This is a genomic window from Xanthomonas sp. 3307, from assembly GCF_014199735.1.
Lineage (GTDB): Bacteria > Pseudomonadota > Gammaproteobacteria > Xanthomonadales > Xanthomonadaceae > Xanthomonas_A > Xanthomonas_A rydalmerensis.
This window is the reverse complement of sequence record NZ_JACHOG010000008.1, coordinates 159,990-175,785: the sequence shown is the minus strand read 5'-3', so window position 1 is coordinate 175,785 and position 15,796 is coordinate 159,990. Positions and strand designations below refer to the sequence as shown.

The following is a 15,796-nucleotide window of genomic DNA, read 5'->3' as shown; positions in this document are numbered from 1 at the left end:
GGCGGGCTCCTGTGTGTGCGGCGGGCTCAGCCGACCATGCGCAACTGCAGGTCCTGGCTGCGCTGCTCGGCGGCGATCATGCGCTCGATCAGGCGCCGCGCCCACATGCCGCCGGCATCGACGTTGAGGTTGTAGAACACGTGGTCCGGATGCGCATCGATGGCGCGCTGCTGCGCTTCCAGTATCAGTTCGTCCTCGCCGAACACGCCGCTGACGCCATCGCGCAGGCGCGTGGTGATCGACTGCTCGTGCAGCGAGTGATTGCGCGCGAACGCCCAGAAGTAGTGGCAGGTGCGATCGGTTTCCGGGGTGATGGTGTTGAGCACGTAGCCGTTGACCCCGCGCGAGCGGTCGCCCTGCGGCGCGCCGCTGCCGGCCACCGCCACGCCGACGTCGATGGCGATGGTGCAGGGCGCTTCGAAGCGGATGATCTGCCAGCGGTCGACCTTGCCGCGGTAGCCGTGCGCGTGTTCGATCTGCCAGGCCCAGAACGGCGGTGGGTCGATGTCCAGCATCCAGCGCGAGACCACCGTGCTGCGTTCGCCGTGGACCACGTCGAACGGCGCCTCGGCGACCTCGTCCTGGCCGATGCTGGAGCCGTGCACGAAGGTCTCGTGGGTCAGGTCCATCAGGTTGTCCAGCACCAGCCGGTAGTCGCACTTGACGTGGATGGTGCGGCCGTCGCCGGCCCAGGCCGGGTCGTCGTTCCAGTGCAGGTCCGGCACCAGCGCCGGATCGGCCAACGCCGCGTCGCCGGGCCACACCCAGACGTAGCGGTGCCGCTCCACGGTAGGGAAGCGGCGCACGCAGGCGGAAGGATTGATCGTGTCCTGCGAGGGCATGTGCACGCAGCGCCCGTTCGCGTCGTAGACCAGGCCGTGGTAGCCGCAGACCACATCGTCGCCGCGCAGCCGGCCCATCGACAGCGGCACCAGGCGGTGCCAGCAGGCGTCCTCAAGCGCGGCCACGCGGCCGTTGCTGGTGCGGTACAGCACGATGTCCAGGTTGCACACCTTGCGCGGCAGCAGCGCGTGCTTGACCTCGTGATCCCAGGCGATGGCATACCAGGCATTGAGCGGAAATGCCGAAGCGGACGACTGCATGGCGGCGACCTCGATTGTGTATACAACGGGCTGGGGGATGATCCTTGCGTGTTGCGGCGCACAACGGCGTACTGGGGCTGTCGCGCCATCGCCGATGCTCGGCGATGGATGAATGTATACAACAGGGCGGGGCAGGCGCGCCGTTGCTACTCCGTTAAATTGTTCGTTTATCGAACTATGCATCCGATAATCGGATTGACCGCCCGTCAGTGCCGGCCTAACGTGGCCTCCCGGAGCGACCTGGAGGAGGATGTCGTGGCAGACCCCGTAATGCGCCTGCGCCGCCGTGCGCTGCGCCCCCGGCCGGCGACGGCGGAGCGGCGCCGATGATCGACAAGACCCTGGCTTCGTGCGCCGACGCGGTGGCCGACATCCACGATGGCGCCACGGTGATGATCGGCGGCTTCGGCACCGCGGGCATGCCCGATGCACTGATCGATGCGTTGATCGCGCAGGGCGCACGCGAGCTGACCATCGTCAACAACAACGCCGGCAACGGCGAGACCGGGTTGGCCGCGCTGATCAAGCACAAGCGCGTGCGCAAGATCGTGTGCTCGTTCCCGCGACAGAGCGACTCGCAGCACTTCGACGCGGCCTACCGCGCCGGCGAGCTGGAACTGGAACTGGTGCCGCAGGGCAACCTGGCCGCGCGCATCCACGCCGCCGGCAACGGCCTGGGCGCGATCTTCACCCCCACCGGCTACGGCACCGAGCTGGCCGCCGGCAAGGAGACCCGCGAGATCGACGGCCGCCACTACGTGCTGGAGTATCCGATCCGCGCCGATTTCGCGCTGATCAAGGCGCACCACGGCGACCGCTGGGGCAACCTGGTGTACCGCAAGACCGCGCGCAACTTCGGCCCGCTGATGGCGATGGCCGCGACCTGCGCGATCGTGCAGGTGGAGCAGGTGGTGGAACTCGGCGCGCTGGACCCGGAAGCGGTGGTGACCCCGGGCATCTTCGTGCAACGCGTGGTGGCGGTGGCCACCGCACAGGAGGACGCATGCACGCACTGACCAGCCGCGGTATCGACCGCAATGCCCTGGCCGCGCGCGTGGCGCGCGACATCCCCGAGGGCGCCTACGTCAACCTGGGCATCGGCCTGCCGACCGCGGTGGCCAACTTCCTGCCGGCGGACAAGGAGATCTTCCTGCACAGCGAGAACGGCCTGCTCGGCATGGGCCCGGCGCCGCCGCCGGGGCAGGAGGACCTGGACCTGATCAACGCCGGCAAGCAGCCGGTGACATTGCTGACCGGCGGTTGCTATTTCCACCACGCCGACTCGTTCGCGATGATGCGCAGCGGGCGCCTGGACGTGTGCGTGCTCGGCGCGTTCCAGGTGTCGGTGCATGGCGACCTGGCCAACTGGAGCACCGGTGCGGCCGATGCCATCCCCGCGGTCGGCGGCGCGATGGATCTGGCGATCGGCGCCAAGCAGGTCTACGTGATGATGGAACTGCTGACCAAGCGCGGCGAGCCCAAGCTGGTGAGCGCGTGCAGCTATCCGCTGACCGGGCTGCGCTGCGTGTCGCGGGTGTATACCGACCTGGGCGTGTTCGCGCTCGGGCCGGACGGCGCGCGCGTGCTCGAACTGGTCGAGGGCGTGAGCCTGGACGACCTGCGCCAGGCCACCGGGCTGGCGCTGACCCTGGCCGATTCCACGGAGGCGGCATGAACGAGGCCTACATCATCGACGGCATCCGCACGCCGATCGGCCGCTACGGCGGCGCCCTCGCCGGGGTGCGTGCGGACGATCTCGGTGCGGTGCCGCTGCAAGCGCTGCTGGCGCGGCATCCGCAGCTGGATCCGGCGCAGATCGACGACGTCTACCTGGGTTGCGCCAACCAGGCCGGCGAGGACAACCGCAACGTCGCGCGCATGAGCCTGTTGCTGGCCGGCCTGCCGAGCAGCGTGCCGGGCAGCACGCTCAATCGCCTGTGCGGGTCGGGCCTGGATGCGGTCGGCACGGTGGCGCGCGCGCTGCGCGCCGGCGAGCTCGGCCTGGCCATCGCCGGCGGCGTGGAGTCGATGTCGCGCGCGCCGTGGGTGATGGGCAAGGCGGAGAGCGCCTTCGCCCGCAACCAGCAGCTCGAGGACACCACCATGGGCTGGCGCTTCGTCAATCCGAAGATGCAGCAGCTCTATGGCGTGGACCTGATGGGCGAGACCGCCGAGAACGTGGCCGCGCGCCACGGCATCTCGCGCGAGGACCAGGACGCCTTCGCGCTGCGCAGCCAGCAGCGCACCGCCGCCGCGCAGGCGGCCGGTTTCTTCGACGGCGAGATCACGCCGGTGACCGCGCCGGGCAGGAAGCGCGGCGAGACCATCGCGGTCAGCGTCGACGAGCATCCGCGCGCCGATACCACGCCCGAGGCGCTGGCCAGGCTCAAGCCGATCTTCCGCCAGCCCGGCACGGTCACCGCCGGCAATGCCTCGGGCATCAACGACGGCGCGGCCGCGCTGCTGCTGGCCAGCGCCGCGCAGGTGCAGGCGCTGGGCCTGACGCCGCGCGCACGCGTGCTGGGCTTCGCCAGTGCCGGCGTGGAGCCAGCGTACATGGGCATCGGCCCGGTGCCGGCCACGCGCAAGCTGCTGGCGCGGCTGGGGTTGTCCATCGGCGACTTCGATGCGATCGAACTCAACGAAGCCTTCGCCGCGCAGGGCCTGGCGTGCCTGCGCGAACTCGGCGTCGCCGACGATGCCGCCCATGTCAACGCCAACGGCGGCGCGATCGCGCTCGGCCATCCGCTGGGCATGAGCGGCGCGCGCCTCACCCTGACCCTGCTGCGCCAGCTCGAGGCCAGCGGCGGCCGCCGCGGGCTTGCGACCATGTGCGTGGGCGTCGGCCAGGGCGTGGCGCTGGCGATCGAGCGGCTGTAGCCGCTCGCCCATCGACGCTGCGCCCCGCACGCCTGCATCATTCTTCCAGCCAACCGGCTCCGCGCGGAGCCAGCGAGACCGCACGATGCACGACGACACCCCCATCGATCCCCTGCTCGGCTATCGCCGCCCGTACCCGGGCACGCAACCGGCCTATCTGCATCCGCCCTACGCCTCCACCGGCGCGCGTGGCCCGACCCGCGATCCGATCGCGATTCCGCTGACCCTGTCCGAGGCTACCGGCCCGACCCTGGACCGCACCACCCTGGGCGACCATGCGGCCGATCTCACCGCCGGCTTCCCCGGCGCGCCGTTGGGCGAGCGCATCATCGTCAGCGGGCGCCTGCTCGACGAGAACGGCAAGCCGGTGCGCAACAGCGTGGTCGAGGTGTGGCAGTGCAACGCCGCCGGCCGCTACCTGCATGCCGGCGACCAGCACGACGCGCCACTGGATCCCAACTTCACCGGCACCGGCCAGGTGCTGACCGACGACCACGGCCGCTACCGCTTCACCACCATCAAGCCGGGCGCGTATCCGTGGCGCAACCACTACAACGCCTGGCGCCCGGCGCACATCCACTTCTCGCTGCACGGCGACGGCATCGGCCAGCGCCTGGTCACGCAGATGTATTTCCCCGGCGATCCGTTGCTGGCGTTCGACCCGATCTTCAACTGCGTGGAGGATCCCAAGGCGCGCGAGCGCATGGTCTCGGCGTTCGACTGGGAGAACACCGCCAACGAGTTCGCGCTGGGCTACCGGTTCGACATCGTCCTGCGCGGACGCAAGCAGACCCCTTGGGAGTGAGGCGATGAGTTTCCAGGCAACCCCTTCGCAGACGGTCGGCCCCTACTACCGTATCGGGCTGGAGCCGCTGTACCGCACCGAGGTCGCGCCGGCGCAGGCGCAGGGCACTCACGTGGAAATCGCCGGCAGCGTGTTCGACGGCAACGGTGCGCCGGTGGGCGATGCGCTGCTGGAGATCTGGCAGGCCGATGCCGCCGGCATCTACGACCATGCCGCCGATCCGCGCCGCGGCGAGCACGATCCGGCCTTCCACGGCTGGGGCCGGGTGCCGACCGACGCGCAGGGCCGTTTCGCCTTCCGCACGGTCAAGCCCGGCCGTGTCGCCGGGCCCAAGGGCCTGCAGGCGCCGCACCTGGTGGTGCTGGTGTTCATGCGCGGCCTGCTGCGTGCCGCGCCGACGCGGCTGTACTTCGGCGACGACGACCTGGACGGCGACGCGATCCTGGCACAGGTGCCGGCCGAGCGCCGCGCCACCCTGATCGCGCAACCGCTGGCGGCGCACCGCTACCAGTGGGACGTGCGCATGCAGGGCGAGCACGAGACCGTGTTCTTCCGCTATTGAGCGCGACAGACATGTTGCACAGGCCGCAGCGGTTACCCTGCTTGACCTCTCCACCGCGGACGAACCGATGAGCGTGTCCGAGTCCCTGTTGCGTCCATTGTTCGGCGATCCGATCGTCGATGCGGCGTTCGACGATCGCGCCCGCCTGCAGGCCATGCTCGACGTGGAAGCGGCGCTGGCGCGCGCACAGGCGCGCTGCGGGGTGATCCCGGCCAGCGCGGCGGCACCGATCGCCGCCGCCTGCGATGCCGCGCGCTACGACGTGGCCGCGCTCGCCGCCGCCACCGCGCTGGCCGGCAATCCGGCGATCCCCCTGGTCAAGGCGCTCACCGCCCAGGTCGCCGCCGCCGATGAAGACGCCGCGCGCTGGGTGCACTGGGGCGCGACCAGCCAGGACGTCATCGACAGCGGCGCGGTGCTGCAGCTGCGCGCCGCGCTCGACCGCGTGGAGGCGCAACTGGACGCGCTGTGCGCGGCGCTGGCGGCACTGGCGCAGCGCGAGCGCGACACCGGCCTGCCCGGGCGCACCCTGTTGCAGCAGGCGGTGCCGGTGACCTTCGGGTTGAAGGCGGCGGGCTGGCTGGACGCGCTGCAGCGCAGCCGCCGGCGCCTGCAGGCGCTGCGCGAGGATGCGTTGGTGCTGCAGTTCGGCGGCGCCGCCGGCACCCTGGCCGCGCTGCAGTCGCAGGGCCTGGCCGTGGCCGAGGCGCTGGCCGCGGAACTGCGCCTGCCGCTGCCGGCGCTGCCCTGGCACGCGGCGCGCGACCGCATCGGCGAGATCGGCGCGGCGTTCGCGCTGCTGGCCGGCAGCCTCGGCAAGATCGGCCGCGACGTCGCCCTGCTGATGCAGTCGGAAGTGGCCGAGGCGTTCGAACCCGCCGCGGCAGGCAAGGGCGGCTCCTCGGCGATGCCGCACAAGCGCAATCCGGTCGGCTGCGTGGTCGCCATCGCCGCGGCCACGCGGGCGCCCGGCCTGCTGGCGACCTTGTTCGCGGCGCTGCCGCAGGAACACGAGCGCGCGGTCGGCGGCTGGCACGCCGAATGGGAAACCCTGCCGGAACTGGTGCGGCTGAGCGCCGGCAGCTTGGCCCAAGTGCGGGTGCTGGTCGAGGGCCTGGAACTGGACCGGGCGCGCATGGCCGCACATCTGGACAGCCACGGTGGCCTGCTCTACGCCGAGGCGGTGGCGGTGACCCTGGCCGCGCACTTGGGAAAGGCCGCCGCGCACGCGCTGGTGGAAACGGCGGTGCGCCGCGCGCTGGCCACGCAGCAGCACCTGCGCGCGGTGCTGGCCGAGGAGCCGCAGGTGAGCGCGGTGCTGGCGCCGGCGGATCTGGATGCGCTGTTCGCCAGCGACAGTTGGCGCGGCATGGCCACGGTGTGGATCGAGCGCGTGCTCGCCGCGCAGGCGCACGCGTGAGCCGCCGCGCCGTGCCTGTCTGCCGCAGCGTCGGCGACACGTTCTAGACTTGCCGGTGCCGCGCGGTTCCATGCCGTGGCGGCCCAATCCATCTTCCAAGCGAGCGCCGACCATGCCGATCCTCGACCTGCCCACGCATCGTCTGCATTACCGCATCGACGGCAGCGAAGGCCGTCCGTGGCTGACCCTGTGCAATTCGCTCGGCACCGACCTGCACATGTGGGACGCGCAGATCGCGGCGCTGGCGCCGCATTTCCGCGTGCTGCGCTACGACCGTCGCGGCCACGGCGCCTCCACCGCCGCGCCGGCGCCGTACGCCATGGCCGATCTCGGCGGCGACGTGCTGGCGCTCTGGGATGCGCTGTCGATCGAACGCAGCCATTTCTGCGGCCTGTCGATCGGCGGGCTGACCGGGCAGTGGCTGGGCCTGCACGCCGGCGAGCGCCTGCTCAGCCTGACCCTGTGCGCCACCGCGGCCAGGATCGGCAGCGCCGAGAGCTGGCAGGCGCGCATCGACCAGGTCCGCGCCGAGGGCCTGGCGCCGCTGTGCGAGGGCACCCGCACGCGCTGGTTCACCCCGGCCTTCGCCGAGGCGCAGCCGGCCACCGTCGAGGCGATCCTGGACAGCTTCCGCGCCACCGACGCGCAGGCCTACATCGGCTGCTGCCAGGCGCTGGCCGAGGCCGACTTCCGCGAGCGCCTGGGCGAGATCCGCGTGCCGGTGCTGGCCGTGGCCGGGCACGACGATCCGGTGTGTCCGCCGGCCGAGTTGCAGGCCATCGCCGCGCAGGTGGCGCAGGGCGAGGACGCCGAGGTGCATGGCCGCCACCTGTGCAACGTGGAGTCGCCACACGCCTTCAACGACGCGCTGCTGCGCTTCCTGCTGCAGTAGCCGCGCCTGCCTTTTCCCTACGTTTCAGGAGTCGACCCGATGGACGAGAACGAACGTTACGCCGCCGGCCTGCAGGTGCGCCGCGCGGTGCTCGGCGATGCCCACGTCGATCGCTCGCTGGCCGCGCGCACGCCGTTCACCGAGGAGTTCCAGGAGTTCATCACCCGCACCGCCTGGGGCACGGTGTGGACCCGCGAGGGCCTGCCGCGGCACACGCGTTCGCTGCTGACCCTGGCGATGATGGTGGCGCGCGGCCACGACGAGGAGTTCAAGCTGCACGTGCGTGCCGCGCGTAACAACGGCGTCAGCGCCGACGAGATCAAGGAAGTGCTGCTGCAGGCGGCGATCTATTGCGGCGTGCCCGCGGCCAACCATGCCTTCGCCCTGGCCGCACCGATCCTGGCCGAGCAGGCCGCCGAGGGCGGCGCCTAGAGCGCGCAGCGCTCCGCTCAGCGCACCTTACGCACTTCGGTGTCGGCCGGGCGCAGCCGCGTGCCGTCGGCGGCGCGCGGCTGCATGCGCGCGACCGGCTTGCCGCTGCGCGTGTCGATCAGCACCGAATGGCGCTCGCCGTGGTCGAACAGATGCCGTTCGCCCCACTGCCGCAGCGCCAGCACCATCGCGAACAGGTCCTCGCCCTTGGCGCTCAGCGCGTACTCGCGGTAGGCGCTGCCGTCGGACGCCTCGCGCGTCTCCAGAATGCCGGCTTCGACCAGCTTGCGCAGCCGGTCGGCCAGGATGTTGCGCGCCATGCCCAGGCTGCGCTGGAAGTCGCCGAAGCGACGCACGCCATCGAAGGCATCGCGCACGATCAGCAGCGACCAGCGGTCGCCGATCAGGTCGGCGCTGCGCGCCACCGGGCAGGGCGAAGCGGGCAGGGCAGGGCGGGACGGCATCGGCGTTCCTGGCAGGCGCTCGGCGGTAGTGGTTGCATTTTAAAACCTATCGGCCTAGCCTGGAACAGGTTTCGTTTTGAAACCGGAACAGGCAAGCCATCGATCATGCAATCCGTCACCGCTGCGCCCGCCATGCCGCGGCGCCTGGTCTGGCTGTTCGCCATCGCCAGCGGCCTGAGCGTGGCCAACGTCTACTACGCGCAGCCGCTGCTGGATGCGCTGGCGGCCGACTTCGGCATCCGCCCGGCGGCGGTGGGCGGCGTGGTCAGCGCGGCCCAGATCGGCTGCGCGCTGGCCCTGCTGTTGCTGGTGCCGCTGGGCGACCTGGTGGAGCGCCGCCGCCTGATGACGGTGCAGGCGCTGGGGCTGGTCGCGGCGCTGGTCGTGGTGAGCGTGGCGCGGTCGGCGCCGGCGTTGCTGGCCGGCATGCTCGCCGTCGGCCTGCTGGGCACGGCGATGACCCAGGGCTTGATCGCCTACGCCGCCAGCGCCGCGGCGCCGCAGGAGCAAGGGCGGGTGGTCGGTGCGGCGCAGGGCGGTGTGTTCATCGGCCTGTTGCTGGCGCGGGTGTTTGCCGGCGGGGTCAGCGAACTGGCCGGCTGGCGCGGGGTCTATGCCGGCGCCGCGGTGCTGATGCTGGCGCTCGCGTGGCCGCTGTGGCGCTGGTTGCCGGTGCTGCCGGTGCCGCCGCAACCGCTGCCCTATCCGCGCCTGATCATGTCCATGCTGACGCTGCTGCGGCAGGAGCGCGTGCTGCAGGTACGTGGCGTGCTGGCGCTGCTGATGTTCGCGGCGTTCAACATCTTCTGGAGCGCGCTGGTGCTGCCGCTGCGCGCGCCGCCCTATGCGTTCTCGCACCTTGCCATCGGCGCCTTCGGCCTGGTCGGCGTGGTCGGGGCGCTGGCGGCCGCGCGCGCCGGGCACTGGGCCGACCGCGGCCATGCCCAGCGCACCAGCGCCGCGGCGCTGGTGGTGTTGGTGCTGGCGTGGTGGCCGTTGTCGCAGTTGCCGCAGTCGCTCGCCGCGCTGGTGCTGGGAATCGTCCTGCTCGACCTGGCCGGGCAGGCGCTGCACGTCACCAGCCAGAGCATGATCCTGCGTCGCCGGCCGCAGGCGCACGGCCGGTTGATCGGCCTGTACATGCTGTTCTACGCGGTGGGCAGCGGACTGGGCGCGATCGCGACGACCGCGACCTACGCGCAGGCCGGCTGGGCGGGCGTGTGTCGCCTGGGGGCGGCGGTCAGCCTGCTGGCGTTGCTGTTCTGGTGGGCGACGCGGCGGGTCGGCGCGGCCTCGGTGGCGCTCAGTCCAGCACCCGGCTCAACTGCTGCGCCGCATGCCGCAGCGCCGGCAGCACCGTGCTCTGCAGGCTGCCCAGGGTCATGCGCGCCACCGAGCTGCCGACGTTGAGCGCGGCGACCACACGGTCCTGGCGGTTGCGCACCGGCACCGCCACCGAACGCAGGCCGATCTCCAGTTCCTGGTCCACCACCGCATGGCCGTCGCGCTGCACACGCTCGAGCAGGGCCTGGAACTGCGCGCGGTCGGTGACGGTGCGTTCGGTGCGCGGACGCAGCGGGTTGCGCTCCAGGTAGCTGTTCAAGGTGTCGCCCGGCTGCGCCGCCAGCAGCACCCGGCCCATCGACGTGCAGTAGGCCGGCAGGCGGCTGCCGGCGCGCAGGCCGATCGACATGATCCGCACCGTCTCCGCCCGCGCCACGTACAGCAGGTCGTCGCCGTCGAGTACGCCCAGCGAACAGGACTCGTGCAGGGTGTCGCGCAGTGCGTCCAGCACCGGCTGCGCCGCCACCGACAGGGCGGCGGTGGACAGGTAGCCGCTGCCGATGCCCAGCGCGCGCGGCAACAGCACGTAGCCGCGGCCATGGGTGCCGGCGTAACCGAGCTTCTCCAGCGTGTACAGCACGCGCCGCACCGCCGCGCGCGGGATGCCGGTGTCGGCGCTGAGCTGGGCCATGCTGACATCGCGGCTGTGCTGGCCGAAGGCGCTGAGCACGGCCAAGCCGCGCGCCAGCGAGGTCATGAAGTTCGGGTCGCCTTCGCATTCGCCGATGCGCCGCATCAGTTCCGCGGCCAGGCCGCGCTCGGGCGGGGTGGGAGCGGTGGCGGCGCGCGCGGTGCGGCGTGCGCGAGGGGGACGCGGGGAATCGGACATGGAAGCGGCGGCGGCGGCGATGCGTCCGATGGTAGTGGCTGTATTCGCGGGCGTCGATGCTGGGGTGTGGTCGAGGGCGCCAGGCGCAAGGCGATCGTCCCCCGTCATGAAGCAGATGGGCGCTGCGGCAGCCGCTCCTACGGTTCTTTTTCGTCCGACACGCAAATCTCAAGCGAAAGCAAAGGCTTTCGCCCTTACGGGCGAGTTACTTTTCTTTGCTCGCGCAAAGAAAAGGTAACCAAAAGAAAGCGCGCCCTGCCTCGCGCCCTCCGCGCTGCGCGCTCCGGGTCCGCGTCCATCCCGGGGATCCGCGGAAGGGGCATCCTGCCCCTGCCGCGGACGGCGCACATCCATGTGCGCCGCCCTTCGGGTTTTTCCCCGCGATGGCCGCCGCTTCGGAAGGGAACCCGGTAAGTCAAAAACAAGGGCAAAAGCAACAGCCAAAGCTAAGCGATCGCGACTCCTACAGCGACTCGCGGTGATCGGTGTCCGGGCGTGATGTGGGAGGGACTCTCGTCCCTTTTTGTGGGATTAGTCCCGACAGCCTCGGGCCTTCTCGCCTCAGTCGCCCAGCCGCACCACCAGCTTGCCGAAGTTGCCGCCGCTCAGCATGTCGATGAAGGCCTGCGGTGCGTTCTCCAGCCCGTCCACCACGTGTTCGCGGTAGCGCACGCGGCCGTCGGCCAGCCAGGCGCCCATTTCGCGCAGGAACTCCGGATACAGCTTGACGAAGTCGCCGACGATGAAGCCGCGCAGGGTCAGGCGCTGGCGCAGCACCTGGCCCATCAGCGCCGGCAGTCGGTCCGGACCCGGCGGCAAGGCGCCGTTGGCGTTGTAGGTGGCGATAGTGCCGCACACCGGCACCCGCGCGAAGTCGTTGAACAAGGGCAGCACCGCATCGAACACGTGGCCGCCGACGTTCTCGAAATACACGTCGATGCCGTCGGTCGCGGTGGCGCGCAATTGCTCGGCGAAGTCCTTGGCGCGGTGATCCAGAGCCACGTCCACGCCGAGTTCCTCGTGCAGGTAGCGGCATTTCTCCGCACCGCCGGCGATGGCGATCACCTTTGCCCCGCGCAGCTTGGCGATCTGCGCCACGGTGGCGCCGACCGGGCCGGTCGCCGCGGCCACCGCGACGGTCTCGCCTGGCTGCGGCTTGCCGATCTCGTGCAGGCCGGCGTAGGCGGTGAAGCCGGGCATGCCGTACACGCCGAGCGCGGTGCTCGGCGGCAACGGCGAGTTCGGATCGAGCTTGCGCCGCAGGCTGGCGCCATCGACGACCAGATGGGTCTGCCAGCCGCCGTTCTGCACCAGCACCAGATCGCCCGGCGCATGGTCGGGGGAATTGGACTGCAGCACCTCGGCCACGGTGCTGCCGACCATGGTCTCGCCCAGTTGCACCGGCGGCGCGTAGGACGGCGCATCGCTCATGCGCCCGCGCATGTACGGGTCCAGCGACAGCCAGCGGTTGCGCAGCAGCACCTGGCCGGGACCGGGTGGTTCAAGCGGCGCCTGTTCGGTGCGGAAGTTGTCGGTGCCCGGCGCGCCCTGCGGGCGCGAGGCGAGCACGATGCGGGTGGTCTGGGTGGGGGCGGTCATGCGGTTTCCTCACTTGCGGTATTCAATTGCGCGATGTCCTCGGCGGACAGCTGCAGGCGCGCGGCGGCGAGCAGGTCCTGCAACTGGTCCAGGCTGGTTGCGCTGGCGATCGGCGCGACGATGCCGGGCCGCGCCATCAACCACGCCAGCGCCACCTGCGTGGGTGTGGCCGCATGCTTGCCGGCGATGTCGTCCAATGCGGCGAGGATGCGCAGGCCGCGCGCGTTGAGATAGCGTGCGACCACGCTTGCGCCGCGCGCCTGGCTCTTGCCGGCGTCTTCGGCGCGGCGGTACTTGCCGCTCAGGAAGCCGCTGGCCAGCGCGTAGTAGCACAGCACGCCCAGGCCCTGTTCGCGCACCAGCGGTTCCAGGTCGGCCTCGTAGCCGGCGCGGTCGTACAGGTTGTACTCCGGCTGCAGCGTCTCGTAGCGGGGCAGGCCGTACTGCGCGGAGACGTTCAGCGCCTCGCGCAGGCGTGCGGCGCTGTAGTTGGAGGCGCCGATCGCGCGCACCTTGCCCTGTTCGATCAGCCGCCCGAACGCCGCCAGCGACGCTTCCAGCGGCACCGAATCGTCGTCCTCGTGCGCCTGGTACAGATCGATGACGTCGGTTTGCAGGCGCTGCAGCGAGTCCTCCGCGGCGGCAGCGATGTTGTCGGCCGACAGGCCCGGGCGTTCGGCCCACTTGCCGACCTTGGTCGCGATCAGCACCTTGTCGCGTTTGCCGCTGCGCTTGAGCCACTGCCCGATCAGTGCTTCCGATTCGCCGCCTTGGTTGCCGGGCACCCAGGCCGAATAGATGTCGGCGGTGTCGATGAGATTGCAGCCGGCCTCGACGAAGGCATCGAGCAGGGCGAAGGAGGTCTTGGCGTCGGCGCTCCAGCCGAACACGTTGCCGCCGAACGCCAGCGGTGCCGCATGCAGGCCGGAACGGCCGAGTTCGCGCGTGTGCAGCATGGAAAACGTTCCACTGTGGGGGAGGCGACAGGATAGTCGTCAGGGGTTGGATGGCCGTCAAATACGCGAGAAAACATCGTTCTGTAGACGTGATTGGCGCTAACGGAAGTGCAACATTCGGCGCTACCGGGCCGCGTGCTAGGCTCGCGGCACCTCTCTTGCGGATGCCTGCCATGACGCTTCGTACCTCGCTCGCCTGCGCCTGTACCCTGGCCGTCGCCACCGCGTTGCTCGCCCCGGCGGCGCAGGCGATCAAGCCCGCCGACACCGCCACGCTGCCGGCACCGGATGCGGCGCTGCAGACGGCGATCAACGGCAGTTGGCGCGACCGCGCCAACGTCGCCCGCGATGCCTATCGCCATCCCGGCCAGACCCTGGCGTTCTTCGGCATCAAGCCGACCCAGACGGTGATCGAGGTCACCCCGGGCAGCGGTTGGTATTCCGAGATCCTGGCGCCGTACCTGCGCGAGCGTGGCCAGTACATCGCCGCGGTGGTCGATCCGGCGGCGGTGCCGGAAGGGCGCGGCCGCGACTATCAGCAGAAGGCGCGCAGCGGCCTGGAGCAGAAGTTCGCCGCGGCGCCGGCGCAGTACGACCGCGCGCGCATCGTGGCGTATGCGCCGAACGCGCCGGTGTTCGGCCCGCCCGGCTCGGCCGACCTGGTGCTGACCTTCCGCAACGTGCACAACTGGCGCATGGCCGGCCAGGCCGAGGGCATGTTCAAGGGCTTCTATCAGGTGCTCAAGCCCGGCGGCGTGCTCGGCGTGGTCGAGCACCGCGCCAAGGCCGACGTGCCGGCCGACGACAAGAGCGGTTATGTCGGCCAGGCGCAGGTGATCGCCATGGCCGAGGCGGCCGGCTTCAAGCTGGCCGGCAAGAGCGAGCTCAACGCCAACCCGCGCGACAGCAAGGACTATCCGGGCGGCGTGTGGACGCTGCCGCCGAGCAACCAGCACGACGCCGCCGACGACGCCAAGTACCAGGCGATCGGCGAGAGCGACCGCATGACCCTGAAATTCGTCAAGCGCTGACCGGCGCGCGGGCGGGGAGGCGCGAGCGCATGGGACAATGCCTGCGCCGCGCCGTGCGGCGCAGGTTCGCTGCCGTTTCCGCCGATGCTGATCGCCTTCAACAAGCCCTTCAACGTGCTGTGCCAGTTCACCGACCGCAGCACGCCGCCGCGGCGGACACTGGCCGAGTTCGGCCTGCCCGCCGACGTGTACGCGGCCGGGCGCCTGGACTACGACAGCGAAGGCCTGCTGCTGCTGACCGACGACGGCGCGCTGGCGCACCGTCTTACCGATCCGCGGCACAAGCAACCCAAGACCTATTGGGTGATGGTGGAGGGTGCACCGCAACCGGAGCAGTTGCAGCGTCTGCGCGATGGTGTGCTGTTGAACGACGGCCCGACCGCACGGGCCGAGGTGACGTTGCTGGATGCGCCGCCATCGCTGTGGCCGCGCGATCCGCCGGTGCGCTTCCGCAAGAGCGTGCCCGATGCCTGGTTGCAGGTGGTGTTGCGCGAAGGCCGCAACCGCCAGGTGCGGCGGATGACCGCGGCGGTCGGCTTGCCGACCCTGCGCCTGGTGCGTGCGGCGATGGGCGCACACCGGCTGGACGGGTTGGCGCCGGGGGCCTGGCGCGCGCTGTAGTGCGTGTTGTGCCGAGTGACGCGGAGGAGCGTTTCAGCCGCAACATGGGAACCTCTGTAACGCTCCGGTCGCGGTAGACGCCGTTCCTGCGTTAGAAAAGCAGGATTGCAGCGAGTCCATAAAAAAGCGACCGGGATGTCTCCCGGTCGCTGCGTTTCATGCTGCGGCTGCCGTCAGCGGCAGTACGCGGATCTCACTCTTCGGTGGCGTCCTGCGCTGCGGCATTGCGGCGCGTGCCGCGGGTGCTGGCGGCGCTGCGGCGCGCACCGACGTTGCCGCGCTTGTTGGCGGCTTCGATGCGCTGCGCGTTGCCTTCGATCGGCGCGCCCTTGTCGCGCTGGCGCTTGCGGTAGATGGCGTAGCCGAGCAGGCCCACGCCCACTGCGGCAGCGGCGATCGCGATGGCCGGGTTGCGGCGCACGGCGGTGCGCGCGACCTTGGAGCCGGTCTTCACTGCACCCATCGCTGCGCCCGCCTTGAGCGCGCCCATCGCCTTGCCCGACTGCAACCACTTGTTCGCCTGCGGGCCGAAGTGCTTGAGGCTGTCGCCGGCGTGGCTGGCGAGATCCAGGGCGCGGTCGGTGATGATGGTCAGCTTGCTCATGGGCGTCCCTACTGGCAGGAATGAAGGGCTGCAGTGTCGCCCGCCTACCGTATACGGGGCGTTAGCGCAGCGCCGCGGATTCGTCTGCCGGCTGAATGCGGGGCGTGGATTTGGTCGCGCCATCAACGGCTGAGTGCGCCGCGTAGGCCTGCCACGCGCACTGCCGTTGGCCGCGTGGCGCAGCGGTGGCTGGCCGTCGGGTCGAGCCGCTTGGAGCCGATTGCGGCTTTCATGACGGCCCATCGGCCTAGGTA

The 15,796-nt window shown here is 70.8% G+C and carries 17 protein-coding genes; 11 read left to right on the top strand and 6 right to left on the bottom strand.

Annotation, left to right across the window (positions count from 1 at the left end; translation table 11 throughout):
* Positions 1 to 26: 26 nt before the first annotated feature.
* Positions 27 to 1,103, bottom strand: coding sequence for an aromatic ring-hydroxylating dioxygenase subunit alpha (locus tag GGR64_RS17720; protein WP_184647446.1), 1,077 nt, complete (start codon positions 1,101 to 1,103; stop codon positions 27 to 29).
* Positions 1,104 to 1,429: 326 nt separating this feature from the next.
* Here GGR64_RS17720 and GGR64_RS17715 point away from each other — a divergent pair, with 326 nt between their 5' ends.
* The 8 genes from GGR64_RS17715 to pcaC all read left to right on the top strand — a co-directional run bounded on the left by GGR64_RS17715 (position 1,430) and on the right by pcaC (position 8,094).
* Positions 1,430 to 2,119: a 3-oxoacid CoA-transferase subunit A gene (locus GGR64_RS17715; protein ID WP_160964546.1), complete on the top strand. Its 690-nt coding sequence runs from the start codon at positions 1,430 to 1,432 to the stop codon at positions 2,117 to 2,119.
* On the top strand, positions 2,107 to 2,778 hold the full coding sequence (locus tag GGR64_RS17710; protein ID WP_184449893.1) for a 3-oxoacid CoA-transferase subunit B: 672 nt from the start codon (positions 2,107 to 2,109) through the stop codon (positions 2,776 to 2,778). Before GGR64_RS17715 ends, GGR64_RS17710 begins: the two co-directional genes overlap by 13 nt.
* On the top strand, positions 2,775 to 3,983 hold the full coding sequence (gene pcaF, locus GGR64_RS17705; protein ID WP_184449895.1) for a 3-oxoadipyl-CoA thiolase: 1,209 nt from the start codon (positions 2,775 to 2,777) through the stop codon (positions 3,981 to 3,983). Before GGR64_RS17710 ends, pcaF begins: the two co-directional genes overlap by 4 nt.
* 85 nt (positions 3,984 to 4,068) lie before the next feature.
* The gene (pcaH, locus tag GGR64_RS17700; protein WP_184647443.1) at positions 4,069 to 4,788 is read left to right on the top strand and encodes a protocatechuate 3,4-dioxygenase subunit beta; all 720 of its coding nucleotides are present in this window, start codon (positions 4,069 to 4,071) and stop codon (positions 4,786 to 4,788) included.
* Positions 4,789 to 4,792: 4 nt separating this feature from the next.
* Entirely contained in the window at positions 4,793 to 5,350 is a 558-nt protein-coding gene (gene pcaG / locus GGR64_RS17695) for a protocatechuate 3,4-dioxygenase subunit alpha (RefSeq protein ID WP_184647441.1), read from the top strand.
* Between the two features lie 67 nt (positions 5,351 to 5,417).
* The gene (locus GGR64_RS17690; protein WP_184647439.1) at positions 5,418 to 6,770 is read left to right on the top strand and encodes a 3-carboxy-cis,cis-muconate cycloisomerase; all 1,353 of its coding nucleotides are present in this window, start codon (positions 5,418 to 5,420) and stop codon (positions 6,768 to 6,770) included.
* Positions 6,771 to 6,882: 112 nt separating this feature from the next.
* The gene (gene pcaD / locus GGR64_RS17685) at positions 6,883 to 7,662 is read left to right on the top strand and encodes a 3-oxoadipate enol-lactonase (RefSeq protein ID WP_184647437.1); all 780 of its coding nucleotides are present in this window, start codon (positions 6,883 to 6,885) and stop codon (positions 7,660 to 7,662) included.
* A 39-nt stretch (positions 7,663 to 7,701) separates the two neighbouring features.
* The gene (pcaC, locus tag GGR64_RS17680) at positions 7,702 to 8,094 is read left to right on the top strand and encodes a 4-carboxymuconolactone decarboxylase (RefSeq protein ID WP_152235697.1); all 393 of its coding nucleotides are present in this window, start codon (positions 7,702 to 7,704) and stop codon (positions 8,092 to 8,094) included.
* A gap of 17 nt (positions 8,095 to 8,111) precedes the next feature.
* Here the strand turns inward: pcaC and GGR64_RS17675 are convergent, their stop codons facing one another.
* Positions 8,112 to 8,558, bottom strand: a complete 447-nt coding sequence (locus tag GGR64_RS17675; protein WP_184647435.1) for a helix-turn-helix domain-containing protein — start codon at positions 8,556 to 8,558, stop codon at positions 8,112 to 8,114.
* 105 nt (positions 8,559 to 8,663) lie between these two features.
* Between GGR64_RS17675 and GGR64_RS17670 the strand changes: the two genes are divergently transcribed.
* Positions 8,664 to 9,968, top strand: coding sequence for an MFS transporter (locus GGR64_RS17670; protein WP_260303323.1), 1,305 nt, complete (start codon positions 8,664 to 8,666; stop codon positions 9,966 to 9,968).
* Here GGR64_RS17670 and GGR64_RS17665 read toward each other — a convergent pair.
* From GGR64_RS17665 to GGR64_RS17655, 3 genes are all read right to left on the bottom strand, one after another.
* Positions 9,862 to 10,731 carry an IclR family transcriptional regulator C-terminal domain-containing protein gene (locus GGR64_RS17665; RefSeq protein ID WP_184647434.1) on the bottom strand — a complete coding sequence of 290 codons (870 nt, stop codon included), beginning with the start codon at positions 10,729 to 10,731 and terminating at the stop codon, positions 9,862 to 9,864. The two genes, GGR64_RS17670 and GGR64_RS17665, sit on opposite strands and share 107 nt — an antisense overlap.
* Positions 10,732 to 11,292: 561 nt before the next feature.
* Positions 11,293 to 12,330, bottom strand: coding sequence for an NADP-dependent oxidoreductase (locus tag GGR64_RS17660; protein WP_184647433.1), 1,038 nt, complete (start codon positions 12,328 to 12,330; stop codon positions 11,293 to 11,295).
* A complete protein-coding gene (locus tag GGR64_RS17655; protein ID WP_184647431.1) occupies positions 12,327 to 13,286 on the bottom strand; it encodes an aldo/keto reductase in 960 nt (319 codons plus the stop codon). Before GGR64_RS17655 ends, GGR64_RS17660 begins: the two co-directional genes overlap by 4 nt.
* A gap of 173 nt (positions 13,287 to 13,459) precedes the next feature.
* Between GGR64_RS17655 and GGR64_RS17650 the strand changes: the two genes are divergently transcribed.
* Together GGR64_RS17650 and GGR64_RS17645 are read left to right on the top strand one after the other, a co-directional pair.
* The gene (locus tag GGR64_RS17650) at positions 13,460 to 14,317 is read left to right on the top strand and encodes a class I SAM-dependent methyltransferase (protein WP_184647429.1); all 858 of its coding nucleotides are present in this window, start codon (positions 13,460 to 13,462) and stop codon (positions 14,315 to 14,317) included.
* Between the two features lie 84 nt (positions 14,318 to 14,401).
* Entirely contained in the window at positions 14,402 to 14,938 is a 537-nt protein-coding gene (locus tag GGR64_RS17645) for a pseudouridine synthase (RefSeq protein WP_160964797.1), read from the top strand.
* A gap of 193 nt (positions 14,939 to 15,131) precedes the next feature.
* On the opposite strand, the gene GGR64_RS17640 is transcribed toward GGR64_RS17645, so the two are convergent.
* Complete coding sequence (locus tag GGR64_RS17640) at positions 15,132 to 15,542, bottom strand: hypothetical protein (RefSeq protein ID WP_017908157.1); 411 nt, start codon at positions 15,540 to 15,542, stop codon at positions 15,132 to 15,134.
* Positions 15,543 to 15,796 lie beyond the last annotated feature (254 nt).